Origin of the sequence: Mesorhizobium sp. M8A.F.Ca.ET.161.01.1.1 (genome assembly GCF_004792105.1) — a bacterium.
GTDB lineage: Bacteria > Pseudomonadota > Alphaproteobacteria > Rhizobiales > Rhizobiaceae > Mesorhizobium.
The window spans coordinates 665,457-689,122 of sequence record NZ_SRTD01000001.1; the positions used below are offsets into that span (position 1 = coordinate 665,457).

The window sequence follows — 23,666 nt, forward strand, 5'->3', positions numbered from 1 at the left end:
CGTCACGCGGCCTGCGGCTCGACGAACATGCGGCCCTGCATCTCCATGTGCATGGCATGACAGAACCAGGAGCAGTAATACCAGTAGACGCCTGCCCGGTCGGCCGTAAACGTCACCGAAGCTGTCGCCTGGGACGCAACCTCCATGTTGATCCCGTAGTTGACGATGGCGAAGCCATGGGTGAGGTCTTCCACCTCATCGATGTTGGTGACGTAGACCGTGACCTCGTCGCCTTGCTTGACGGAGAAGCTCTCAAGTCCGAACGCCGGTGCAGCCGACGTCATGTAAACGCGAACCTTGTTCCCGTCGCGGATGACTTCGCTATCCGCGAGCAGGTCGATGCCGTCAGCAGCTGCCTGTTTTACGGCGTCAGCGAAGAACGCGTCCGCTCGATCCCATGCGCTGACGGGATTTATTTTCGACCGGTGGACCAAGGTTGCGTCATGCGGTTCGGCAAAGCTTGGCCCGTCATGGACGAGCGCCATGGTATCGCCCGAGATATCGATGAGCTGGTCGTTCTCCGGCTTAAGCGGGCCAACGTTGAGGAATCGATCCTTGGAGAACTTGTTGAGGGAGATGAGCCATTTCCCGTCCGCCTCCTTGGTCTGTCCCATCGAGGAATGGTTGTGGCCGGGCTGATAATGGACGTCGAGCTTCTGACGGATCGGATCGACCTTCTCGCCGGCGAAGGAGCGCCTGGCGTCGTCGATATTCCATTTGCAGATCTGGCTGTCGATGAACAGGGTGGTGTAGGCATTGCCTCGGCCATCGAAAGCTGTGTGCAACGGTCCAAGACCGAGCTGGGGTTCCGCCACGACGGCATCGCGCGGCTGGATCTTGTCGTCGAAGAGGTCGTCGAACTTGCGCACATCGAAAACCGTGCAGGTGGGCGACAGCTTGCCGTTGGCCACCACATGGATTCCATCTGGCGCGGTATTGATGCCATGCGGGCTGTTCGGGACGGGAACGTAGCGGGTGTAGGGCGAACCGTGGCGTCCGTCGATGACCGGCACGCCGCCGATTTCCTTGAAATCACCCTTGGCGACGGCTTGCTCGATGCGCTTGAGATTGAAGATGACGACCCAATCCTGCTCTTTCGCCATCGTCTCGGCCAAATTGACGCCTTCTTCGGAATTGTAGCAGGTGGCATAACAATATTTGCCCTGGTAGTCGGCATCGACGTTGTCGAGATTGCCGTCGACCATCACCTGCCATGCGACCTTCATTGTCTCCCCGTCAACGGCGGTGAAGATGGCGTGGTACTTCGTCTTGTCGTCGAGGACCTTGCCGTCGTTCGGGATCGGCACCCGGTCCTCGCCATTGCAGAACACGTAGCCTGTCTTCGGATATTTCTGGACGCGCAGACCGTGCACGGTGTGCTGGTTCGGCAGCTGGATGATCTTGTCGCATTTCATCACGTCGAGGCGGATGCGGGCTACACGCGTATTGGCCTTGTCGTTCGCGAACAGGTAGCGGCCGTCATAGGTGCCGTCCGTAAACGAGAGGTGCGGGTGATGAAGATCGCCGTTGAGGTAGATGCCGCCCTTGTCCTTCAGGAATTCCTTGGTTTCCGGCAGCAGCCCTTCGGTCAGCACCTTGCGGCTTTCGTTGGTCAGGCCCCATCCGGTCGCGCTGCAGCGGTTGAAGACGGGGATTCGCATCAGTTCGCGCATCGAAGGCGCGCCGACAATGCGGACTTCGCCGCTTTGGCCGCTCGAAAAGAACACATAATATTCGTCGAGCTCGCCTGGCATGACCTCGAACTTTTGCCCTCCCGTCGCAGCGCTCTGTGCCGCCGCCGGCGACACCATGCTCCCGCCCAATGTCAGCGTGCCGCCAATGCCCGACGCGCCGGCGGCCGCCACGATTGCTGACGTACCCAGCAGCTGGCGCCTGCTCAGGGTTCTCTTGCGGTCTTCTTCCGACATATTCCGTCTCCTTCTGGTTGAGTCTTAGGTCGTTGAACTGGGAACCGGGCTGCTTTGCTCGATTGGCTTGCCTTTGAAGGCGATCACTGGCTTGGCCGGCCCCTTGCCCCGGCTCGACGGTGACGCGAGCGCCTCGAATTTTTCGCGCTTTAGCCGCACCTGGATCATGTGCGGGCAGCGATGGTCGTCGTGGTAGAGTTCCTGGCAATGCATGCAGTAGATGCATTCGTTGACGTTGATCTGCCCCTCGGGATGGATCGCCTGAACGGGACATTCCTTGGCGCAGCGCTGGCAGGGCGAGCCGCAGTCGGGATAGCGCTTCAGCCATTCGAACATGCGGATGCGCCCTGGGATGGCGAGCGCGGCGCCGAGCGGGCAGAGATAGCGGCAGTAGAAGCGTTCGATGAACAGGCCGGCGACGAGAAGCGCCAGCGCGAAGATCACGAACGGCCATTCGCGGGCGAACTTCAGGATGATCGCGGTTTTGAACGGCTCGACCTCGGCGTAGGTCTCGGCCATTCCCGCCGAATAGAGCGAAAGGCCGAAGAGGCCGAGGAAGATGATGTACTTGATTGGCCACAGCCGCTCGTGCAGGCCGAAGGGCAACGTGATCTGGGGTACTTTCAGCCACTGCGCCAGATTATTGGTCAGCTCCTGGAGCGCGCCGAACGGACAAAGCCAGCCGCAAAACGGCCCACGGCCCCAAAAGAGCAGCCCGGCCGCAACGGCACCCCAAAGGATGAAGATGAGAGGTGCAGACAGAAAGAATTCCCAGCTGAAGCCGCTGATCAACGAGTTGAAAAACGTCAGCACATTGACCACGGAGAGCTGGGCATTGGCGTACCATCCAAGCCAGACCAGTGTGAAAAGGAGATAGCCGCGTCGCACCCAACCGAACAGGCGTGGCCGCCGAACCAGCCAGTTCTGGAAGAAGAAGATGGCGGTAAGGACAAGGAGCGCGGCCACGGTGATGGCGACCGAAACTGTGTCCATCCTCCAAATTTTCATCCAGAGCGGTTCCTGGTCGGGGAAAGTCGCGCCTGGCTCTTCAGCCGACGCAGGTGTTGGCGCGGCCGCTTCCGAAACCGATTTGACGGCCTCCTGCACCGGTGGCTCTTCGATCGCCAGGTAACGGTCGGGAAGAGCATAGCCGACATTGAACGGAAGGACTGCCTTGTCCCGCGCACCATAGCTGCGCTGGGCTAGCAACTGCAGTTCCCAAGGCTGTGTGAGATCGAGCGAAAATTCATCCGGTACGGAAAACAATGCAATTTCGCGCAGGCTCGGCGCGCCCTTCGCCGCCAGGTCGCCGAGCCTCGTGTGATTTCGATCGCGGAACCGGACGCCTTGGCCGTCTTGCAGCAGTTCGATCCGGTCAAAAATCCCGCCCCGCACATAGCCTGAACCCTTGAAGGAATAAGCGCCGTCACCGGCAACAATGATCGCCTGCTGCCCGGGCTTGAGCTTCTTTTGCAGCCGCTCGTAACCGGCATCTCCCAGAAGGCTGCGACCGATCGTCGGCACGCTGACCGCAGCCACATACAAGTCGACGAAGCGATCGCCTGGATTGGCTGTCTCGGGCTTGGCGGACGCTTCTGGATGGCCGGCTTGAGCAAAAGCGTCGGAGACCTCGCCGACGGTGAGGCGGAGGCTGCGAATTGAGCCATCGCCGAGGAGCGAAGCCCAATCGCGGATTTCAGACTTGGACAGATCCGGTTTCTTGATCACGACTTGGGCGACTGGCGTCGCAGTCGAACTGGCTGCACCAAGACGGTTGCTCCGGATCAGTTTGACGGCGGAGCGGACGACGCTGTCGCTCATCACCAGAACTGTCACGGTGGCACCGCTGACGATGTCGACCTGCGGGAGTTGTTCTGCCCCTGCAGCGACGCGGCTGAGGTCCTTGCCGATCAATGAGTTGAGTGCCGCGACGACCTTTGCCTGCGGTATGCCTATGAGGACGATCGGTTCCTTGTGCTCGACCAGCTTGATCCCGCGGATAATCCCCGCGGCATCAATGCCGACAAGGATCCTGATCGGTTTTCCCGAATATCCAACCGCGCTGGAAAAGTCGGTGTTGAGGTAGGCGTACCCGATTTTTCGGGTTCCCGAGTAGATTGGCGCCAGCGGCGGGACGCCTTCGAATTCCCCGTATCGATCGCCACCCTGGATCAGCTCCCCCGGCTTCGTGGTTGCCAAGTAGTCCTTGAGTGTTCCGGCATGGGTGGGTGCCGACCAGACAGCTAGGATTGCCAGGGTTGCAATTGCCCACGCAGCAAGACGGCGCCAGTTCCTCGAGAGTCGTAAGGAAGCGGTTGACGTATATCGTTTGGAAATGCTCCCCGGCATCGGCTTCCTTCATTACGTTCTCAAGCTGGGAGCTAGCTGGTTTCGTCCGCCAGCGGCCTCTGGCGTGTGTGTCGGCGGTTTTGGACGAGAGTTCTTTGACGCAGCGCAAATAACTTCCAGGCAGTCGGCCTAGTGTTGAAAAAAACTGGCATCGGAGAGAGTCATGTCTCGTTTGCAAGCAGAGCCGGCGGCGCCGGTCAGGTCTATGGCCGAACTTCTGGCAATCGCATTCGCGATGGAGAAAGAATCTGCGGAAAGGTACGCGGAACTGGCACAGCGAATGCGCGATAAGGGTCAGGCGAGATTGGCCGAGGTCTTCGAGCGCCTGGTCAAGGAGGAAACGGGCCATATCGAAAACGTCACTCGCTGGTCCCGACAATCCAGTGGCAATGATCCGGATCTGAGGCAGCTCCGATGGACGCCGAAAGGTGTTTTCGATGACGAGAACACGGCCGTGGTCTCGCCGGAACTTGTGGACCCTTACCATTCGTTTGCGATGGCAGTGAGAAACGAAGAGCGCGCTTTTGCCTTTTGGTCCTATGTAGCTTCGAACGCACCCTCAACGGAGATCCGATCCGCTGCCGAGCAGATGGCCAGAGAGGAACTGGAACATGCCCGTGTTCTGCGGATCGAACGCCGGCGTGCATTCTCTTCGCGTCGTGAGGCCCACGCGACATTAGCCGGCGCTGGCGATCTCGCCACCATGGAAGAACTGGTCGCGATCCGATTGAAAGCATTTGCGGCGTTTCGCGGGGAACATGACAGGACCGTGCTTAGCGATCTGGCGGCAGAGGCACGAGAGCTCGCGCAACAACTCACTGCCAGTCCGCTTGGAACGAACACGTCAATCAGCGACCGATCGCCGGAATCCTTGGATGCTCTCTGCGAGCTGCTGGCCGAATCCTACCTCAACGCGGGGGAAAGCCTTCCCCTCCAGGCCGACCGCGACCGAGCTCAAATCCTAGCAACGACTGCCATCAAGCGCTTGGCTACTTTGAGATATCTCGACGAACAGCCGATATGATTGGTGGCGCGATCAGTGTGTGGGTTCAACACCGCAATTCGCCAATTGCCTGCTCCAATGTGATACGAATTCCGGATTCGTCATACCAAGCGATGTCGACGCCATTCCGTTTCTTTGGATACGGTGCGGTCCAGGTTAGCGCGTCAAGAAGGCGCTTTGTTCGGCTGCCGCGCACGTAATTTGGGTTGAACGAGCATCCCGCCAAACAGGGCCGCGTAGCCGAGGAAGGCCGCCACCCACAACATCGCCGATATGTGGAGGAGCATTGCTTGCGCAGGTAGGAACGCGGCGCCGATGCGCATGACGGCCGCAAGCACGATCGCGACAAAGACCACGCGTGTGCCAACGTTCGCCTGCAAATCGCGCCCTGTGTGCCCAAGCGTGGCTCGGGTCATGACGGCGAGCGTCATGCATGCCACCGCTCCTACGCTGAACGCGTGAATGCCCGCCGCGGAAGGGACAGTCTCCGGCAGGACGACGGCAAGTCCGGCGAGCAGAAAACCGATCGGCACAAAGGCAAACGCGACGTGCAGGATCACCACCAGCGGATCACGCAGCGTGCGATCACCCGCCCAGCGCACAAGCCGGATAGCGTTGAGAGCCGATCCGGCGATCAGCATTGCGCCTGTCGCGCTACTTTCAGGAACGAAGGCCCAAGCCGCCAATGCGGCCGCGGACAGCGCGATCGTTGCTACGTCGAAATGGCTGAACGGGGCCGGCAGGCGTCCCTGATTTTCGCGAGCCAACCAATTCCGGGTGAAACTGGGAACGATGCGTCCGCCTATGATCATGATGAGAGCGACGGCAGCCCCGAGGCCGAGCCGGCGGCTGATGTCCGAGACGCCCTGGTAGTGTGCTTCGACATGAAACATCACGTTGGCCGCCAGAAGCACGGCGACCGGCAACAGCACCTTGAGGTTCCGCCAGTTTCGGCCCGCGATGATTTCGGTCGCGGCGGCGGCCGCTACCGCCAGGAGAAAGGCGCAATCGACTGCGGCTCCGACGAGCCAGCCGGTCTGCACCGAAAAGAACACCGCAACCCGCCCCGCAAGCCACAGCAGGACGAGCGCCAGTAGCGGCAGGCCTTGCACCGGCAGACGTCCGGTCCAATTCGGAATAGCGGTCAGCAGGAATCCCGTGACGATCGCCGCGAGATAGCCAAACAGCATCTCGTGGACATGCCAGTCTACGGGCAGGAAGGCGCTCGAGGTTTCGAGCCGACCATAAAACAACGGCAGCCACAACAGGATCGCCCCTCCGGCATACAGCGAGCCGAGCAGGAAGAACGGCCGGAAACCGTAGGAAAGAACCGCCGGATAAGCGCCAGGCCGGGTGCGAGGAATTGCCATCTTATGCACTTTTCAAAGAGGACCCCCAGGCGGACTGATGTCCGTCCGGAGGATCCCGCTGGTTTTCTGAATGCTGCCTTCAATTGCCCGCTGGAACTTCAGCCAATAGGGTTTCGAACACTTTCTTCGCCTTCCCTGACTGCTTGACCGCGGCTGCCTTCGCCAGATTGACCGGCTTGCCGACCACAATCAACGCCACCATGCCCATCCCATAATGAGGCGCGCACTTCACGCCGTAGACACCTTCCTTGTCGAGTGTAACGGTGATTTGTTCGCCCGGCTTGCCCTTGAAAGTCTTCGCGCCGTCCGGGATCATGCCGTTGATCGTCTCGGCATCGTGGCCCTTATCGGTTGGCACGAACGTGACAGTGTCACCAGGCGCTGCCTGGACAAAGTCAGGCTGGAAGACCATCACGCCTTTCTCGCCCTTGTTGAGCATCTGGACCTGATGGTCGGCGGCCTGCGCCACTCCAGCCAACACCGACGCCGCGAGCGCGGCGGCGATTACGATTGCATTTCTCATGATCTTACCTTTCTGGTCAATTATGCTCGACGGCGTTTACCGCTGTGGCTTTTCTAAGCTGTGTCCGGCCTGAGAACTTTGCTGCAGCGCAAACAAAGTTGGGAAATGAGGAAAAAGGCCGCGGTGTGTGCCACTTGCCGCCCGTCGGTGGCCTATGACATTGTGTGGCTCGACAGATACGGAATGCCTTTCATGGTCACAGTAAAGTTTCGGAAGGGGCGCTGCAGTTGAGCCGCCTCGATCGCTCATTGATTGCCGGGCTATCTGCCTTTCAGGGTATGGCCCCCACGGATCTCGACTACATAATCGGTCAAGCCCGGTCGTTACGGATTGCCAAGGACCAACCCGTGTTCGAGCAGGAGCAGGAAGCTCATTCGTTCTTCTTGCTGCTCGACGGCCATGTCCGTGTCATCAAGACAACGCCTGATGGCCAAGAGGTGACGGTGCGCTACATTAGCCCCGGCGAACTAATGGGCATTGCTCACGCGCTGGGCCGCACTACCTATCCGGCCAGTGCGATCGCCGCCATCGATTGCGTGCTTCTTGCCTGGCCAGGTCACTTGTGGCCAAAATTCGCAAACGCCTTCCCCAATTTTGGCGCCAACACATATAAGACCGTAGGCAGCAGGTTGCAGGACGCTCACACGCGCGTCGTCGAGATGTCCACCGAACAGGTGGATCAACGAGTCGCCCATGCGCTGCTTAAGCTGGTCAAGCAGACGGGCCGGAAGACCGATGAAGGAATAATGATCGACTTCCCGATCTCACGGCAGGACATTGCCGAGATGACAGGAACGACGCTGCACACGGTGAGCCGGCTGCTCTCATCTTGGGAGGAGAAGGGGCTCGTCAAAAGCGGACGCGAGAAGGTGACCGTGGTTGAACCTCACCGCCTGCTTGTGCTGGCTGAAGGGCGGACTGGGAAGAATTAATCCGCTCGGGTTCGCTCGATAGCGGCATCTAGATCCAAACGAAGTGATTCCTCGCTTAGCCCGTGCTCGCGCGCCGCCTCGGAAATGGTGTGGAACGGAGCAATAGGGCAGCCGACGCAAAGCATACCGTGCTGTAGAACGACGCGGATGGTTGCCGGCCACTCGCGCATGATTGCGTCCATCGTAACATCGTCACTGTATCGAGGTTTCATGCCTTTTGTCCGCGTTTGCTATGCGAATATCATGCTACCGTCTTACAAGATGATCGTTGCGCAGGAACAAAGAGGAAGATGACTAGTCCCCGCAGCCTGCTGCAGGACGGACGGGGCGGAGAGCCTAGTGAGTCGCATGAAAGGCCGATCTCCCAGGTGGTCGAATGGACATTGCGATCACTCTGAGCCTCTACCTGAGCAGAGGCTCTCCTCGAGGATTGGTTTGACGTGAATGGTGTCTTCCCCGCGGCTGAAAGCGACTGCAAGGCGGAAGCTGTGAGCAATGCGCAGCGCCCGGGCCATGAACAGCGCTGCGGGTTCAGGCGGGCAAACGCGGTTCACGGTGGCTCGAAACAGCGTCAGCCAGCGCCGGAAATGCGCCTCACCGAGGCCCGATATTGTCAGATGCGGCGGCAGCGGCCGGCCCTCATAGCGGGAGGTTCGCAGCAGCGTCGCGGACCAGAAGTCGCACATCTTCGCCAAATGATGCGGCCATGCCTCAGGTGGAATCGCGGCGTTGAAGATCGGGCCGAGGAGGTGATCGCGACGAATTTCTTCGTAAAAGCCGTGCACGACCCGGTGGATCATCTTCTCATCAAGCACGCTCGACAACGGCATGCCGTCGACGACGATCGTTGGCTTGTTTCGTTGCTTTCCGTTCATGCATTGCTTCCTGTTTCGACCAAGCCAAGACGGCGCTTGGCGTCGGCATTCATCATCTCGGGCGTCCACGGTGGTTCGTAGGTGAGCCGGATCTCGACGTTGTGGATTCCGGTTACGATCCAAGCCGCCGACTGTACAGCGTCCTTGAGATAGCCCGTGGCCGGACATGCTCGGGTTGTGGTCGTCATTTCGATGTGCGCCGTCCCGTCCTGCCCCACCGAAACCTGGTAGATCAGTCCGAGATCGACGACATTTTCTCCAAGCTCGGGATCAATGACCATGCGCAGCGCTTCTCGCACACCAGCCGCCAGTATCTCGTCCTCTTCGTCGCTCACGACCGTCGCCCTCCCGGTCCACCAGAGCGGACAACGATGCGATAGTGCCCTTCCGGTTCGAAGGCGCCGCGCCAGCGGTGGCCTCGCGCCTGTAGTTCCTCGAACAGAAACACCGGTTCACGTGGCAGCAGCACGGCTATGGTTTGGCCGGCCGTCAAGGATTCGACTCCTTCCAAGGCCTTGACCATAGGTTCCGGTGGCTCGAGGTCGCGGTTGTCAAGTTCCATGACTGGCTCAGGCCAGTCGTCTCCACTGGCAGAGCGCGAGGATAGTTCGGTTTGTTCCGGCGTTGGTGGCACAGCATTGGCGGGCGTGAAGATCACTTCCCAATCGCCGTTGCCAATTTCACGGGCCGAAGGCTCGAACCCCCTCGCGCCAAGCACCTGGAACAGGGGAAACGGTTTGAAGGAAGCGAGCAAGCGCAGGCTTTGACCGGGAGCGAGCGCCGCCACTGCCTCCATGATGGCGGTGAAGGGTTCGCCGCCTTCGCGAAGGATCGGTCGAACGTCAAGGTCGTAATGCGGGGAATTCATTTGAATCTCCTCTGTATCTAACGCCAGGAAGGCAGGAAAAGACGCGGGCGCGATGCCCCCTCAGGCAGGCGTAGGCCAGCTGCAACATTGACAAGGCGGCGCGCTAGAACGAGTTCCACGACGATTGCCGCGGTGGCAAACAACGTCACAGCCGTCGCTATCCGGAACAGGACCGCCACCTCGGCCAGAAGCGCGCCGGTGCCGGCCAGCACGCCGACGTAATAGAGTGCGAACCAGAACCTGTCGCGCGTTTCGACGACAAGATCCTGGACGCGTGGCGTCGGTTTCGTGCCCATCACCGGTCCGTAGCATTCGAGCCAGGTAAGGAACGGCACGATCTTGTAGAGTTGTGAAAGCCCCAGCCCCGTCAGCCAGCCGAAGGCGACGAGATAGACAGTCGCGCCTACATGCTGCGCAAGCGTTCCGCTCGCAAATAGCGCGAGCAGAAGCAGAACCGAAAGATAGAGGGCCGCGAAAGCGCCGATCGCCGACCTGCTGTTCAGCTCGATCTTGCGTCGCTTGCGGTTGCGGTAAAAAAACACGAGATCGACGCCGTAGATGACGGTCGCCACGAGCCCCAGTAAGCCGGCGAGAACGGTGGGCAACATGATTGTCCCCGAAAGAACCTCCAACGGTTCTGCCAGAACGATCAGGCCTAAGGCTGCCGCCCCAGTCCATAACACCAAATGGCCCGTGGTGCGTTCACTGTCCGGGGAAAGCATGAACATCGGCAGCAAGCGGTAGCTGACACCGATTGCCGTAAAGCCGAGCCAGCCGCCCAGACCGACCGTCACATGGATAGGAAGAGCCAGTGTTCGCAGGTCGAAATCCGCCCATCCTGGCGCCTGGCCTGAAAGCACAAATGCAAACGAAGCACCCAATGCGGCGGTGACTGCGACGCAGGCGAGTCCTCCGGCCACGAAACGTGCGGGCAGTTGCAAGCTAGACGGCCGGACGCTCCACAACGTCCGCCCGAGCACCCATACGATCAACGAGAAACCAGCCGGAAGGAAGAGGCCCCCCAGTGCAAGAAAGGGGATCTTTGGGTCGATCACGCCTGAAAGCTGGAGGAAACCGGCGAGCAAGCAGAACAGCCCGACAAGCAAACAGATCAACGCCGGCAAAGCCAGGGACTCGTCGCGAAGGGGCTGCGCAACGAGCACTGGTACGAACTGGAGCAACGCCCCGCACATCAACAGACTGAGCCAGCCGATTGTAATCATGTGGACGATCACAAGCGTTTCCGGAGCCTCCACGCCAACGGTCGGAAAACCGTAACCGGCAATCATCATCGCTTGTGCCGCGATCAAGAAAGCTAGCGCGGCAGCAAAGTATGCCATTGTCCAGCGAGAGAGGGCTGAACCGTTCATCGCCGGTCATCGATATGATGAAGATATGCGCAAGTGTCGGACATAGCAGAACTCATCGCAATCGCTGCAACGGGCATAGCGCCAAGAGTGAGCAGCGGATTTCTCTTCTACACGAAGGCCATCACGACAATGCCACCCAAGACAATTAAGGCGAGCCCAGCGATCAGCATGGGCAGCAATGAATTGCCTGCCTTTGCGCCGCTTGCTGCTTCAGTGCTGAATACAAGGCTTGGCCACTCGTCGATCACTTCTTGCCTCTCATTCTCGAATTTCATTTTTGTCTCACTTTGCTTGATTTCACGGTCCCTGAAGTTCCAGTGAAAGACGTCCCCATTTTGCTCATTGGCCGATGGCCTTTCCCAGCAGCAGGCATTTCGAGATCATCGTCTGATTGGCCAGCTGCGGGGATCTCTATCCAGCGTTCCACTTTGCCCTCTGGGCATTCCTGGACGACCGGGAAGTACAGCGTTTCCCCCACCTTGAGATCAGGAGTCAGATAGCCGCGAAAGACGAACTCGTCATATTCGTCATCGCCAAGATTTCCGCCGCTCCAGACTATCTCTTTCACGCCGTCGTTCGTCGGCTTGCCGTAATAGTCGTAGGACTTGGCATAGGCGGCCTTAATCTTTTCCAGCTTCCATCCGGCCTTCGGCTGCGGCTTGACTGCGATGACGCCTTCGGGGACCTGGACCCGCACCGTATTAGTGGGCGTGCCTTCGCAGCCGTGCGGGACACGCAACACCGCCTTGTAGGCGGACGCCACCGATGCCTCCCCTATTCTAACGCGACATGGGCAAACGCGGTCCCGGTTGCAAAAGCGCAAACCGCGCTCGCCACGATCATTTTCTGCAACAATGGTTTTCTCCTTCTTTCCGAAATCCCTATCGCTGCATTGAGCGGACTTCGCTTCGGCACTTTACCTTGAGAATGCTGACATGCCTGGCGTCGTGACGGCAGCAGCGCCAATCGCAACTCCGAAGAGGGCCTCGCGTCGCGTGGACACGTCAGTCTCCAATCTCGATCATCGTCGATGGACAGAACTACGGGAGATGAAGCGTCGGCTCTTTGCGCTCGCGCAAATTGAATCGCGATGCGTTCATTGCTCGGGGCTGGTCACTGGACCCTCGGGAGTGTGACCTCCAATGCCTGGAAATGGATTCTGCTTGCGTCAGAGCAAAGAACGATCCGAATGCAGCAGTAAAGTTGAGCTAGCCGTGAAACGCGTGGTTCGGAAATCCGTGGCGATCCTGACAGATGCAGAACTGTGGTGACCAAAGCCCACCCTTTGCCGATGGAGCCTGACGATCCGCTGCTCGAATTAGAAGGCTTGCGACAACATGCGGGACAAGGGTCTAGCAGGGATTCCTTCTGGAGGTTTGGATGATTTCGGTTAGATGGGCGAATGGTGCGCCTGAGATCGATGCCGCGGTGGCCGCTCGAGCGATGAAGTTCGCTGTCGAGTATTTCATGAGGCAGATGCAGCGTGGTAGCATCAAGGGGCGGGTTGAGCGTGGGGTTGGCGAGGACGAGGGCAGATACCGCCTATCCTTCCGCTATCATGATCGGGAGTTGACGATGATTGTCGGTCCAGGCGGCGAGATCATCAGCCAGGAGCTGATCATGGCGGCGCCGAAGTTTCGGTGGAAGCGGACCTGAACTCCGCGCAGCATCATTTGGGGCACCCGACGAATGCATGAAATGGTCTGCCGGTTGGCGGCGATCGAATTGCTGCCGAAACTCAGGACACCGTTTGACCCGAACTGAGTGGCAGGTCGGCGGGCCGACATACTAGCTACTAGGGGGAACAGTGAAGCAATTGGCAATTTGGTCCATCGTGGCTAAGCTTTTTGCCCGGAATCAGCTCGCCGTCTCCTTGGAACAGCAGTTGGTTGCTGACCGTGACTTCAATCAAGCGAATTTCGTTCTCGCGGACAGCGCAGAGCTGGTCTTGCCAGCCGCGTTTGACATGTTCGCAAATCAGCTCCTGCGGCGAGGCCCAGTGGTATCTCGAAAATTGTTCCTGGGGCGGCAAGCTGGACCGCGACAACCACGGAATCCCATGCGAGTCACTCTGTTAATAGTGCGCCGCTGAGCAGCGAACCAGGCAACCTGCAGCAATCAACTCAGCGAGCCGTATTGACATTGGATGGCGACGGGGGCGCTTGGCATCCAGCCGATTCAGCTCGATCCCCCGACCTACCAGTTCCTAGGGGAACGGGTGGCCGCCCTTTAGCATGTTCTGGAACAGTATTCGGCTGACTTCAGCCAAAGCCCTCGATGGACAAACTGCCGCAACGATTTTCCTGCCGCCGGTGCTATCTTGCCGGCATTTCGGATCCCTGGACGATCAAGATGACGATGCATCAGGACGTTCACAGCGTCGGTATTCCCGTACTTTGCCAGTCTTGCCAGGCACGGCACCGCGGCGTTTGCGGCGCGCTGGATCCGGATCAGCTGGTCGGACTGTCCAAGACCTCGTCGAAGCACAGGATCGAACCCGGGATAGAACTGATAGGCGACGCCGAGACCGTCGACAGCTATTCGAACGTGCTTTCCGGCGTCGTGAAGCTGACGAAGAGCCTTTCGGACGGACGCCAGCAGATTGTCGGCCTCCAGTTCGCACCCGATTTTCTGGGAAGGCCCTTCAAGGCAGAAAGCGCGACCAACGCCGAAGCGGCAACGGCCGTTTCCCTATGCTCGTTTCCGAAGGCGATCATCGAACGAATGATGAGGGATTCGCCGGAGCTCGAGCGCCGCCTGCTCAGGCAAACGTTGAACGAACTCGACGAAGCACGCGATTGGATGGTGACGCTGGGACGTAAGACCGCTGCGGAAAAGGTGGCGAGCTTTCTCCTGATGATCGCCGGAAACATCGATCCCACGGCTGATTCGGCCGCCGGATCGACGACTTTCGACCTGCCGCTGACACGCGCCGACATCGCCGATTTCCTTGGGCTGACGATTGAGACGGTAAGCCGTCAGCTGACCAGGCTGCGCAAGGATGGCGTGATCCGGATTGAGAACAGTCGGCATGTGACGGTGGACAGTTTGAGCCGGCTGAATCGATGCTCGGGCACCTAGTCCGCGTCGACAATCCCGATCATCGGCAAGACATGCTCGCGTTCAAACGCGACATGTCGGCGCACGCTTTCGAAGAAGCCACGCAGCATGAAGCCGACGGCTTCGGCATTCTTGACCGTCTCGCCACGGCCAATCGCCAGCAAAATTTCGGTCACCTCGCCCGCAAAGCATTCGTCTTCGACGTGTTCGGCGCGCAATCGCCGGGCTGAGGCAAGGTTGGCATTGCTGCCGGCTGCAGCGACCTCATAAGCGGGAAAGATGATCCTCTCTTCATATTGATGAATGCTGCGCAACAACGGGACGATCGCGTTGGCTGTGCCGAGGCACTTGAGGCGATCGACGCCTGGTAAGGAGTCGGCGATTTTTTCCAGGGCATCACAGAGCTTCAGCTTTTCCCTATGGGCGCTCTTCATAACCGCGCCTCGGGTCGCCTCGCCGCCTGGCGGGCCAGCTAATGTCGAATTTTCAAGACCTGCTTCAAACAGCGATGATCCTCGTTCTCTCGCTCCGTTCAATGGCAGCCTCCCGATATTTGCATGATTGACGCTGCCTAATCCAAAAGCACGAGGCTTTGACATGGATCAAGGCAGTGGCGTGTCGGCTGCCGAATTGGTGTCCCTGCGGATTGGTGTCCGCGCGTCCAAATTCGCGGTCGGAGACAAGTTGGCCGCCGAATTCATGCCAACGTTGGGATGGCGATGGAAGGCCTGCCATCCCAATGTTTCAGCTTTATGCCCCGAATGCGTGTGACGTCCTTAGCAATCGGGAACGGTATCCAGTTGATTACTTACCCGCGCAAGCATGTTGAGCTTCAGCCTACCGTTGTGCTTGCCAGGCAGCGGCGATCGCAGAGCCTCCGCGTAATCAAAGTCCACTCCGGTGAGGGCACTGTAAATCGCCAGGCCGACAGCCCGTGCCATTACGGGCGGCAGAGCGTTGCCGATTTGACGTTTTTGCGGGTGTTGCGTGCCGCAGAATAGCCAGTCGTCAGGAAAACCTTGAAGCCGGGCGCCCATTTTCATCGTGAATTGGAAAGGCGCATCTTTCGGATGGTTCGCCGAGGGGGCGCTCTTTGCGATTCCCAAGGGATTGATCCCGAGAGCCAGCCATTTCTCAAGGCCCAGTTTGGCACTGAACGCCAGCCTTCCGGATTGCTCGGACCCACCGAGGATTGTCGGGCCGATCTTGTTCGCCGTGCTCCTGGCCCACTCCTCCGCGCCTTCCCATCCGTTTGCGGCTACGAGATCGATTAGAGCTTCGCCGACGGTCGTTCTCCATTCGGGGAATCTCGGCGGCATACGGAAGCGGCCGATGGGAACATCCCGAAATCCCACGAACGCTACCCTTGGCCGATTTTGAGCCAATCCGTAGTCGCTGCCAAAGAAGCTGAATACCTGCGTGTCGTAACCAAGCTCCTTGAACTTCCGATGAAGTTCCGCACGATAAGCTGAGTTTGCCCTGAAGGCGAACCCCTCGACGTTTTCGAAGAAAAAGGCTTTTGGAGCGACCTCGGCGACAATCCGCACAGCTTCCATAAAGAGATCGCGGTCATCCGCGTGGCCCCTCTGCAAGCCCATGCTTGAGTGAGGCTGGCAAGGGACGCCGCCGGCGACCAGGTCGATTTTTCCGCGGTAGGAAGTAAAATCCACTTTTGCAATGTCGCCCTGCCGGACAGGACCGAGCGCCCGGTTGGCCTTCAGGGTCGCGACCGCATTCTTGTTTTGCTCGTAGATGCAGACGGCGTCGAAACCGGCGGCGTGGAGTCCGAGCGCTTGGCCTCCCGCGCCAGCGCAGATCTCAATCGAGCTGAGCCTATAGGGTGGGTCGATCGCCGTTTTTGCGGCTGCGGCAGGCAATTTCCTATGCTTCAACTGCTCTTTAGAAATACCATTGTCGTTGAAAAGCCAGATCACGCTTTCCACCACAGCGCGGTCGACGAAGTCGTGGCTGGTGTCGTATGGGTTGCCGCTGTCCGGATCGACCGACTGGAATTCCCCAATGGCGAGGCTCTTCAGGCTGTCGTGCGCGCGAGCAAGCCAAACAGCCTCGTCGGAATTGCCCTGGTAGTTGTATTCCCATGGGGCCGGCAGCGCTGCTGCATCGAAAAGCAACTCAAAGCGCGCAAGGCAAACGCCAGCTTCCTGCATTAAGGAAGAGCGCTTTGCGACCAAAGATTCGCGTGTGCAGGTATCGTCGTAACCGTCGTTGTAGAAATCAACGAGTGCTTGCGCGAACGGCAAAAACTGCCCGCCGAAGGATTCGACTTCCGACTGCGCTTTCGTCTCCGCCGCTGAACGCAGCGCCTTCCGGCGTCGGAGTTCCTGCTCGACACCAGGGTCCTTTGCATCGTTGACATGGCGGCGCCTGATTGCCGCCACGTCGTTTGAGTGCACGAAACTTCCTAGCGCGATCCTTTCAACGACTTCGTCCCTGACAGCTGTCGGGGCCGCGACCAGGGCTTTGACGGTGGCGAAGGAAACGGTCGCCTTCATGATCGTCTCGCGATGAGTTCCTAGGGCCTCGGTGAATTTCAGATAGGTTCGGAGATCGCTTCTATTCAGGCCGCACTCGGAAACGAGAAACGCCTTTAGCTTGGATTCCGGCAGTTCGTTGCGAGCGGCGTCGAGCTCCGACGCGATATCGAGAAACGCTTTAGTCATCGCCTTCTGGCGGGCGCGTACTCGCTCCTTGATTGCGTGCAGCCTTTCGCTCTGGGTATCAGCTGGCGCCACCTTGGCGCCTTCCGACCGGTCGGCCACGTTTTCGTATGACTGAGTTTCGTTGAAGTCCACTTTGCTCTCCCCGGTTGCAAGCGGACTTGTGGATGCCAATCCCCTTCGGCGGCATCAAAAACGTCGATAAAATTTGAAGGACTGATCGATTTTATCGAGAGCCGTCAAATAATCCGAGAGTGTTCTTCGCCCGGTTTCCCACTGGCTTCATTTGGGCCCGTGCATCTTGTCTTGCCGGATAACGAACTACTCATCGCGCCTCCTGTCGAACCATATGTTCTCTCAATCAACTACGGGTCCGTAGCTCAGCTGCCATGACAGGACCCGACTCGCAACTCAATCTTCCAGAACGTCCGTTGTTTCCAGAGGCCCGCCTTTCGTAAGAAGGCCTTTCGCAATAGGCGACGATCCGGCGCGCTCAAGGGTGACTTTGAACACACGCCGATTGTCGCGGACCGTCTGGGGGCCGTTCTGCGCCGCCGCCGCGAGAAGGTCATCAAACCGTTCGCGGGCTTCGCGCGCGTTCCAGACTTTGGTCCGCTTGCCCGATGCTGCCTGACCGCGGGGAGCACGCCCCATTCACAAACCTCCTGCCGTCCAGATCATTAACGGATTGCCGGTGACTCTCAAATATGAGTTCCGCACCTTAACACCACGGACAGTTTCTGTGAGCCCTCGATCGACAATGTACGTGCTCGACACGAACGTGCTGAGCGCGTTGGCCCACAAGCGGCCTAATCCCAAGGTCGTCGACTGGGTTGGCAATCTTCGCGCCCCTATCGCCATTCCCTTCAGCGCGGTATTTGAAATACAGAGGGGAATTTCCATGCTCAAGCCTAAGGATGCACCACGAGCCGCCAGCCTTGCGAAATGGTTGAAATCATTGCTCGAGTCCGATGTGGTATTTCTTGCGATGGATGCCCCAGTTGCCCAACTCTATGCAGACATGACGCTGATCCCTGCTCTGCAGGACCTTTGGGTCCCTTGCAGGAACGCCAAGAAGCCAGGGCAAGACCTAGCGATCGCAGCAACCGCAATCGCCCACCGCGCCGTTGTCGCCTCTATGAATACTAAGGACTTTGTCCGTATCGACCGCTATTTCCGTCTCCGCGGCTTGTTCAACCCCGACTGTGGTAAGTGGGATATTCCCCTTGCAAGTGCCCGGAGGTCATCGGGTCCGCAGACTCATGAAAGGGAGCATCAGCGGTGGCACCATCGCCCCCTTCCCCGGCAACCAAGCAGGCTCTTTCCTGTGTGCCCTCGGTTTCCATTTTCCCTAGCGTCGCGGGCAACAACCGAGAACTTGGCAGTCATATGATGACAACCGCAGAAATCAATGCCGGACCCTTCTTTTCGTTTGATCGAAGCGCCGATTTCTCTGAGCTCGCGTCATGAGACGGTCGGGGCACGGAATCCAATTAAGTGCGACCGACTTGGTCGGCCATCTGAATTGCCGCCATCTCACGAGCCTAGACTTGGCAGTCGCTCAGGGCATGCTTGCCAAGCCAGCTTCTTACGATCCCTTTCTTGAAATCCTTCGGGAACGAGGTGCGCTTCACGAGCAAGCGTATATCGACCATCTGAAGAATTCTGGCCTCGACGCAGTGCGCATTGAAGGCGTCGACATCACGGTGGCCGCCGCCGGACAGACACTCGATGCAATGCGCGCCGGAACGCCTGTCATCATCCAAGGAGCCCTGTTGAACGGACGGTGGAGCGGCCGAACAGATGTGCTTTTCCGCGTTGAGACGCCATCAGCGCTTGGATCCTGGTCCTATGAGGCAGTCGACACCAAGTTGGCTCGCGAGACAAAGGGGGGTACCGTCCTCCAGCTTTGTCTCTATTCCGATCTGCTCGCCGACGCTCAGGGGCTGGCACCTGAACTCATGCACGTGGTTCCGCCATGGGCGGATTTTAGGCCACAGCAGTATCGCTTCGCCGACTACGGCGCGTTCTATCGCAGGGCTAAATCCGGGCTTGAGCTGACTGTCGATTCAGCGACCGGCTCCGACACCTATCCCGACCCCAACAGTCATTGCGACGTTTGTCGCTGGAGCACGCAATGCGACAAGCAACGTCGAGTTGACGATCACCTCTGTCTCGTTGCCGGGATATCCAAGGTGCAGATCAACGAGCTGAAAACCCGCGGCGTCGGCGCGATGGAATCGCTAGCCGCCATGCTCCTGCCCTTGCAGTGGAAGCCCGAGCGCGGCTCGGCTCATTCCTACGAGCGCATCCGCGAGCAAGCACGGTTGCAGGTGGAGGCGAGAGCTAGCGGCAACCTCGGTTTCGAGCTCCTTCCTGTCGAAGCAGGTTTCGGACTGTCGTGCCTTCCGGAACCCTCGGACGGAGATATCTTCCTTGACCTCGAAGGCGATCCGTTCGTCGGCGAGCACGGACTTGAGTATCTCTTTGGATATCATTTCAAAAATGAAGCGGGCGAATGGAGTTACGTCGGGGACTGGGCTTTCTCCCGCACTGACGAAAAGCTCGCATTCGAAGCCTTCATCGACTTCACAACCAAGCGTCGGGAGACGTATCCGGAACTGCACGTCTACCACTACGCACCCTATGAGCCTGGGGCTCTGAAACGGCTGATGGGCCGCTACGCAACGCGTGAAGAAGAATTCGACAACATGCTGCGGTCGAAGCTGTTCGTCGATCTTTACGGCGTTGTCCGCAACGGCCTTCGCGCCAGCGTTGAAAGCTATTCGATCAAGAGACTGGAAGCGTTTTATGGATTTACGCGCGAAACAGCTCTTCAGGACGCAAACGTTGCATTGCTGAGTCTCCAGTCAAGCCTGGAACTCGGACACCCCGACAAAATTCGCGAACAAGACCGATCGGTGGTCGAGAGCTACAACCGCGACGACTGCGTATCGACGCAGTTTCTCCGTGACTGGCTGGAAATGCTCCGCTCAGGCGTGATCGCTGCCGGTGAAAATATTGCCCGACCTCAGCCCGGCGACGAAGTAGCGAGCGAGAACGTCACGGCATGGCTCGCAAAGATCGGTCCGCTGATTGAAAAGCTGACCGCGGACGTTCCAGCCGATCCGGAGGAGCGTGACGCCGAGCAGCACGCGCGATGGATACTAGCCAACATTCTCGATTGGCATCGGCGCGAAGCAAAGGCGACGTGGTGGGAGTTCTTTCGCCTTCGCGATCTGTCGGCCGAAGAGCTGATGGAGGAACGCAGCGGCCTTGCGGGCCTCACGTTCGTCGGCGAAGTACCCGGAGTCGGAAAGCTGCCGACGCACCGCTATTCATTCATCCCTCAGGAAACAGACATCCGCGTCGAAGACGATCTGCACAACGTCGGCGGCGACAAGATAGGATCCGCCGTTGCAGTATCGCAGCAGAACCGTACGATCGACGTCAAGAAGACAGGCAAGTCCGTCGATGTTCATCCCCAGGCGATCTACGGCTCGAAGAATTTCGGCTCTGACGAACAGGCCAATTCCCTCGTCCGCATCGGCGAATACGTGGCGGACCGCGGCTTAACTGGAGACGGGCCATATTGCGCGGCGCGCGATCTGCTGCTGCGCCTAGCACCGCGTCTGCGGGGTGAGCCGATCAAGACCGATAAGGAGACAACCTTGGCGGCAGCGATGCGGGTCGCCACCCTGTTGGATGGCGGCGTGTTCCCCATTCAAGGCCCCCCGGGCACCGGGAAATCGTTCACTGGCGCGCGGATGATCTGCACGCTTGTTGGCGAAGGCAAGACTGTTGGGATCACCGCAAACAGCCACAAGGTCATCAGGAATTTGATCGACAAGGTGGTCGAGGCGGCCGACGAACTAGGCGTCGACCTGACATGCATCGTGAAGCCGAAAGAGGTGGAATCCAATCAGCACCGCTTGGTCTTCGCGAAGAACAATGCCGACGTCTATGGGGCATTGAGCGGACCATGCAAGGTCGCCGGGGGGACGAGCTTCCTCTGGTCACGGGCGGATGCGTTTGAATCCATCGACGTTCTCGTCGTGGACGAAGCGGCTCAGATGTCTCTCGCAAATGTGCTGGCTGTTTCGCAGGCAGCCCATACGGTTGTTCTGCTTGGCGATCCCCAACAGCTGGATCAACCGATGCAGGGAAGTCACCCGGACGGAACCGACGTGTCGGCGCTGGATCACATTCTCGCCGGCGGGAAAACGATCGCAGCCGGGCAAGGGCTGTTTCTCGAAGAGACCTGGCGGCTCCACCCCGATATATGCGCTTTCACATCGGAGCTGTTCTATGAGGGCAAGCTGAAATCAAAGGACGGCCTTGACGGCCAGATCGTATCAAGCGGTCCGATACAAGGGTCCGGCATGCGGCACATCCCGGTCAGTCACAGCGGAAATCAGAACTCCTCCCCGGAAGAGGCTGTCGTCATCCGCGACCTTGTGAACCACATCATGCAGTCGAAAACGCGTTGGATTGATCGGCACGGGAAAGAAGATGCAGTCACATCGGATGATATTCTGATCATCACTCCTTACAACGCGCAGGTCTTTGAAATTCAGCAGCACCTTCCCAGCGCCAGAGTCGGTACCGTGGACAAGTTTCAGGGCCAGGAGGCGCCGATTGCGATTTATTCGATGGCGACTTCAACTCACGCAGATGCCCCGCGAGGCATGGAGTTCCTTTACAGCCTGAATCGCTTCAACGTTGCGACGTCACGGGCCAAATGCCTGTCGATTCTCGTGGCTTCACCCCAGGTGTTCGAAGCGGAATGCAGGACGCCACGACAGATACAGCTTGCCAATGCGTTCTGCCGATATCTCGAGATGTGCTCGTTGATTCAGTTGCCGACGTCACAGCAGAATTGAATGCCTGCCCCGCCGATGAGCTCTCTGCTCGCTGTGCCAGCATTCCCGGCTCCGGCCTGAGTCTTTGCAGCGCAAACGCCCGGATAGCTTTCCCGCCAGCGGACCCGCCAATATGCATGCGTGCAATCCTGTCGGCGAACAGCATTGCTGTTCCCTGCTGGGGATGGGATTTCTCGTTGACGGCTGTGTTTCGTTGGTCCAAGCGAAGCTTTCAAGATGGCGAGGATGCGGACGGCGAATGAGATCAGCTATCGTCTTGGAACTGGTACCCGATGCGTCGTTCATGGTCTTCGGCGTTCAGCGGTCTCTCGGAGCCTCGAGCTCTTCTCGAATATTTTATTGGGCTCGAACTCCCGATGGAAGGATTGTTTCAGGATACGACGCCGATGGCCGAAATTCGGTACAGGGGATCCTTGCTGATTTAGAGCATCGTACAGCAGTCAGCGAGATAATGGACATCGTCGAAACGATGGCGCTGGACGACACAGTCATGGCAGTCGGAGGTGGTGAGACCCCGGTAAAGTACTTCGCTGTCGACTCAGATGGCGACGTGCAGAAGTTCGCCTCGCTCGATGCGCTTGTTGAGACTGTCTCTCCAAGCAGTGGAATTCACCCCTGAGGCTTGTCGACGACGGGCGTTCTCCACCATGATCTGGGATATGTTCTTCAGCCCTAGCTCGATGCACTCAATGATGCCATGATGTTCAAGGTCTAGACAGCTGCCGACGCCATGCTCGTCCTCGAATTCAAGCATGGCTTCGCAACAAGCCTCAATTCGTCGCCACGACTGACTCATGGGGGCATCTGCCTCCTCGAAGAAGCGAGATCGCACCGCGATCCAGCGCCTCAAACCCACCAGATCACCGCACATCACGAAACGCTCGAGTAATTTCAGCGTAGCCTGCTGAATATCCTTGTGATCCGGTGCCATATCCACTCTCGTTCCAAGCCATCAACATGGGAGAGGGAACCGGTGCAACCGACAAGTCAGAAAACTGTTCAACCCATCGTCAGCCCATCGTGGACAACGAACTGAGATCAACCGAATCCTTGCGGAGGGAGGGCTGGCCCGGACATTCTGGACTTACTCGCTCGGCCCCGCTGAGGAAGCCCATATCGGCGATCCGAATTGCAGCTAACCCTTTGCGTCGAAAGAAATCCTCCCGCATCATTGTATCAGGTTTGCTTTGGAAGGGTGCGTACTGGGACGAGGGGAAATGGTGCAACAACATGACGACATGGAGCAAGCGAGTTCGGAGACGGTAGATTGCCAGGTACGCCACCTCTTCCGGCGGTACTCTTCGACAACCCGTCTCGCTGGCCTGCTCGACCTGCTGGATGGATCGGCCTATTTCGAAGAGCCGGCGACTTTTTGGTCAATTTTCCATCAAGTCTGGTCGAGCTGCGATGCCACGTGGGAACATGGAAGAAGGGCCATCCAGCAATTGGAGAGGGCTGGCCATTGTGGAGAGTTCCTAGGATGCGAGGATAAGAAATTCTATTCCGCCCTACCGGAGCAAGTGAAGGTCTATCGAGGCTGTTCGCGCGCCCGCGTCAAAGGAATGTCTTGGACAACAGACATGGCGGTGGCGGAAGATTTTGCGCAGGGTCATCGGGGGATACAAGTGCCCCGTCCCGTGCTGGCGAAGGCGGTCATTTACAAAGGTGACATCCTTACAGTTTCGTCGCATCGGGGAGAGGCAGAGGTGTTGCTCAACCCCAACGCGCTGGCAGGCCTCTCGGTACGCCCATTCGCCAAACGGGCTTAGGCCAATGCCGGCGGAGCGATCAAGTCATTGCGGCCCGCGAGCACGCAGACGGCCTCAG

General features: G+C 58.7%; 20 protein-coding genes and 1 pseudogene. 6 read left to right on the forward strand and 15 right to left on the reverse strand.

The annotated features are described in order from the left end of the window. Nucleotides 1–2: 2 nt before the first annotated feature. Together nosZ and EN804_RS03435 are read right to left on the reverse strand one after the other, a co-directional pair. The gene (gene nosZ, locus EN804_RS03430) at nt 3–1,928 is read right to left on the reverse strand and encodes a TAT-dependent nitrous-oxide reductase (RefSeq protein ID WP_135900606.1); all 1,926 of its coding nucleotides are present in this window, start codon (nt 1,926–1,928) and stop codon (nt 3–5) included. Nucleotides 1,929–1,952: 24 nt separating this feature from the next. Further along, entirely contained in the window at nt 1,953–4,277 is a 2,325-nt protein-coding gene (locus EN804_RS03435; protein ID WP_135900607.1) for a NosR/NirI family protein, read from the reverse strand. Between the two features lie 163 nt (nt 4,278–4,440). On the opposite strand from EN804_RS03435, the gene EN804_RS03440 reads away from it, so the two are divergent. Further along, nucleotides 4,441–5,301, forward strand: a complete 861-nt coding sequence (locus EN804_RS03440) for a ferritin family protein (RefSeq protein ID WP_135900608.1) — start codon at nt 4,441–4,443, stop codon at nt 5,299–5,301. Nucleotides 5,302–5,444: 143 nt separating this feature from the next. On the opposite strand, the gene EN804_RS03445 is transcribed toward EN804_RS03440, so the two are convergent. After that, a complete protein-coding gene (locus tag EN804_RS03445; RefSeq protein WP_135900609.1) occupies nt 5,445–6,650 on the reverse strand; it encodes an NnrS family protein in 1,206 nt (401 codons plus the stop codon). 79 nt (nt 6,651–6,729) lie between these two features. Then, nucleotides 6,730–7,173 carry a pseudoazurin gene (locus tag EN804_RS03450; RefSeq protein ID WP_135900610.1) on the reverse strand — a complete coding sequence of 148 codons (444 nt, stop codon included), beginning with the start codon at nt 7,171–7,173 and terminating at the stop codon, nt 6,730–6,732. 227 nt (nt 7,174–7,400) lie between these two features. Here EN804_RS03450 and EN804_RS03455 point away from each other — a divergent pair, with 227 nt between their 5' ends. Next, nucleotides 7,401–8,105 (forward strand): Crp/Fnr family transcriptional regulator, encoded by a 705-nt coding sequence (locus EN804_RS03455; RefSeq protein ID WP_135900611.1) that lies wholly within the window; start codon nt 7,401–7,403, stop codon nt 8,103–8,105. Here the strand turns inward: EN804_RS03455 and EN804_RS03460 are convergent. The 7 genes and pseudogenes from EN804_RS03460 to EN804_RS03485 form a co-directional block, all read right to left on the reverse strand. Next, nucleotides 8,102–8,317 (reverse strand): DUF1858 domain-containing protein, encoded by a 216-nt coding sequence (locus EN804_RS03460; RefSeq protein ID WP_135900612.1) that lies wholly within the window; start codon nt 8,315–8,317, stop codon nt 8,102–8,104. The genes EN804_RS03455 and EN804_RS03460 overlap by 4 nt on opposite strands. 177 nt (nt 8,318–8,494) lie before the next feature. Then, nucleotides 8,495–8,980 carry a group III truncated hemoglobin gene (locus EN804_RS03465; RefSeq protein WP_135900613.1) on the reverse strand — a complete coding sequence of 162 codons (486 nt, stop codon included), beginning with the start codon at nt 8,978–8,980 and terminating at the stop codon, nt 8,495–8,497. Next, on the reverse strand, nt 8,977–9,315 hold the full coding sequence (locus EN804_RS03470; protein ID WP_135900614.1) for a metal-sulfur cluster assembly factor: 339 nt from the start codon (nt 9,313–9,315) through the stop codon (nt 8,977–8,979). The genes EN804_RS03465 and EN804_RS03470 overlap by 4 nt, the downstream gene beginning before the upstream one ends. After that, nucleotides 9,312–9,848 carry a DUF2249 domain-containing protein gene (locus EN804_RS03475; RefSeq protein WP_135900615.1) on the reverse strand — a complete coding sequence of 179 codons (537 nt, stop codon included), beginning with the start codon at nt 9,846–9,848 and terminating at the stop codon, nt 9,312–9,314. The genes EN804_RS03470 and EN804_RS03475 overlap by 4 nt, the downstream gene beginning before the upstream one ends. A 17-nt stretch (nt 9,849–9,865) precedes the next feature. After that, nucleotides 9,866–11,218, reverse strand: coding sequence for a hypothetical protein (locus tag EN804_RS03480; protein ID WP_135900616.1), 1,353 nt, complete (start codon nt 11,216–11,218; stop codon nt 9,866–9,868). A 107-nt stretch (nt 11,219–11,325) separates the two neighbouring features. Continuing rightward, a complete protein-coding gene (locus EN804_RS37095; protein ID WP_167508655.1) occupies nt 11,326–11,493 on the reverse strand; it encodes a hypothetical protein in 168 nt (55 codons plus the stop codon). After that, a pseudogene (locus EN804_RS03485) lies at nt 11,490–12,073 on the reverse strand (YcnI family protein). Before EN804_RS03485 ends, EN804_RS37095 begins: the two are co-directional and overlap by 4 nt. A 525-nt stretch (nt 12,074–12,598) precedes the next feature. Here EN804_RS03485 and EN804_RS03490 point away from each other — a divergent pair. Continuing rightward, a complete protein-coding gene (locus tag EN804_RS03490; RefSeq protein WP_135918677.1) occupies nt 12,599–12,874 on the forward strand; it encodes a DUF6522 family protein in 276 nt (91 codons plus the stop codon). Nucleotides 12,875–13,570: 696 nt separating this feature from the next. Next, nucleotides 13,571–14,299 carry a Crp/Fnr family transcriptional regulator gene (locus tag EN804_RS03500; RefSeq protein WP_135900619.1) on the forward strand — a complete coding sequence of 243 codons (729 nt, stop codon included), beginning with the start codon at nt 13,571–13,573 and terminating at the stop codon, nt 14,297–14,299. Here EN804_RS03500 and EN804_RS03505 read toward each other — a convergent pair. The 3 genes from EN804_RS03505 to EN804_RS03515 all read right to left on the reverse strand — a co-directional run bounded on the left by EN804_RS03505 (nt 14,296) and on the right by EN804_RS03515 (nt 17,610). Next, complete coding sequence (locus EN804_RS03505) at nt 14,296–14,712, reverse strand: hemerythrin domain-containing protein (RefSeq protein ID WP_135901016.1); 417 nt, start codon at nt 14,710–14,712, stop codon at nt 14,296–14,298. The genes EN804_RS03500 and EN804_RS03505 overlap by 4 nt on opposite strands. A gap of 342 nt (nt 14,713–15,054) precedes the next feature. Continuing rightward, nucleotides 15,055–17,091: a DNA (cytosine-5-)-methyltransferase gene (gene dcm / locus EN804_RS03510; RefSeq protein ID WP_135900620.1), complete on the reverse strand. Its 2,037-nt coding sequence runs from the start codon at nt 17,089–17,091 to the stop codon at nt 15,055–15,057. A 276-nt stretch (nt 17,092–17,367) separates the two neighbouring features. Continuing rightward, nucleotides 17,368–17,610 (reverse strand): hypothetical protein, encoded by a 243-nt coding sequence (locus tag EN804_RS03515; protein ID WP_135900621.1) that lies wholly within the window; start codon nt 17,608–17,610, stop codon nt 17,368–17,370. 812 nt (nt 17,611–18,422) lie between these two features. Here EN804_RS03515 and EN804_RS03525 point away from each other — a divergent pair. Continuing rightward, nucleotides 18,423–21,839: a TM0106 family RecB-like putative nuclease gene (locus tag EN804_RS03525; RefSeq protein WP_135900623.1), complete on the forward strand. Its 3,417-nt coding sequence runs from the start codon at nt 18,423–18,425 to the stop codon at nt 21,837–21,839. 538 nt (nt 21,840–22,377) lie between these two features. Here EN804_RS03525 and EN804_RS03530 read toward each other — a convergent pair. Then, nucleotides 22,378–22,770, reverse strand: coding sequence for a hypothetical protein (locus tag EN804_RS03530; protein ID WP_135900624.1), 393 nt, complete (start codon nt 22,768–22,770; stop codon nt 22,378–22,380). 286 nt (nt 22,771–23,056) lie between these two features. On the opposite strand from EN804_RS03530, the gene EN804_RS03535 reads away from it, so the two are divergent. Continuing rightward, nucleotides 23,057–23,608, forward strand: coding sequence for a hypothetical protein (locus tag EN804_RS03535; protein WP_135900625.1), 552 nt, complete (start codon nt 23,057–23,059; stop codon nt 23,606–23,608). The last annotated feature ends 58 nt before the right edge of the window (nt 23,609–23,666 follow it).

Bases quoted from the DNA above. Each gene is read 5' to 3' on its own strand.
- nosZ (WP_135900606.1), bottom strand. From the start codon at position 1,928: ATGTCGGAAGAAGACCGCAAGAGAACCCTGAGCAGGCGCCAGCTGCTG.
- EN804_RS03435 (WP_135900607.1), bottom strand. From the start codon at position 4,277: ATGCCGGGGAGCATTTCCAAACGATATACGTCAACCGCTTCCTTACGA.
- EN804_RS03440 (WP_135900608.1), top strand. From the start codon at position 4,441: ATGTCTCGTTTGCAAGCAGAGCCGGCGGCGCCGGTCAGGTCTATGGCC.
- EN804_RS03445 (WP_135900609.1), bottom strand. From the start codon at position 6,650: ATGGCAATTCCTCGCACCCGGCCTGGCGCTTATCCGGCGGTTCTTTCC.
- EN804_RS03450 (WP_135900610.1), bottom strand. From the start codon at position 7,173: ATGAGAAATGCAATCGTAATCGCCGCCGCGCTCGCGGCGTCGGTGTTG.
- EN804_RS03460 (WP_135900612.1), bottom strand. From the start codon at position 8,317: ATGAAACCTCGATACAGTGACGATGTTACGATGGACGCAATCATGCGC.
- EN804_RS03465 (WP_135900613.1), bottom strand. From the start codon at position 8,980: ATGAACGGAAAGCAACGAAACAAGCCAACGATCGTCGTCGACGGCATG.
- EN804_RS03475 (WP_135900615.1), bottom strand. From the start codon at position 9,848: ATGAATTCCCCGCATTACGACCTTGACGTTCGACCGATCCTTCGCGAA.
- EN804_RS03480 (WP_135900616.1), bottom strand. From the start codon at position 11,218: ATGAACGGTTCAGCCCTCTCTCGCTGGACAATGGCATACTTTGCTGCC.
- EN804_RS37095 (WP_167508655.1), bottom strand. From the start codon at position 11,493: ATGAAATTCGAGAATGAGAGGCAAGAAGTGATCGACGAGTGGCCAAGC.
- EN804_RS03490 (WP_135918677.1), top strand. From the start codon at position 12,599: ATGATTTCGGTTAGATGGGCGAATGGTGCGCCTGAGATCGATGCCGCG.
- EN804_RS03500 (WP_135900619.1), top strand. From the start codon at position 13,571: ATGACGATGCATCAGGACGTTCACAGCGTCGGTATTCCCGTACTTTGC.
- EN804_RS03505 (WP_135901016.1), bottom strand. From the start codon at position 14,712: ATGAAGAGCGCCCATAGGGAAAAGCTGAAGCTCTGTGATGCCCTGGAA.
- EN804_RS03515 (WP_135900621.1), bottom strand. From the start codon at position 17,610: ATGGGGCGTGCTCCCCGCGGTCAGGCAGCATCGGGCAAGCGGACCAAA.
- EN804_RS03525 (WP_135900623.1), top strand. From the start codon at position 18,423: ATGAGACGGTCGGGGCACGGAATCCAATTAAGTGCGACCGACTTGGTC.
- EN804_RS03530 (WP_135900624.1), bottom strand. From the start codon at position 22,770: ATGGCACCGGATCACAAGGATATTCAGCAGGCTACGCTGAAATTACTC.
- EN804_RS03535 (WP_135900625.1), top strand. From the start codon at position 23,057: ATGGTGCAACAACATGACGACATGGAGCAAGCGAGTTCGGAGACGGTA.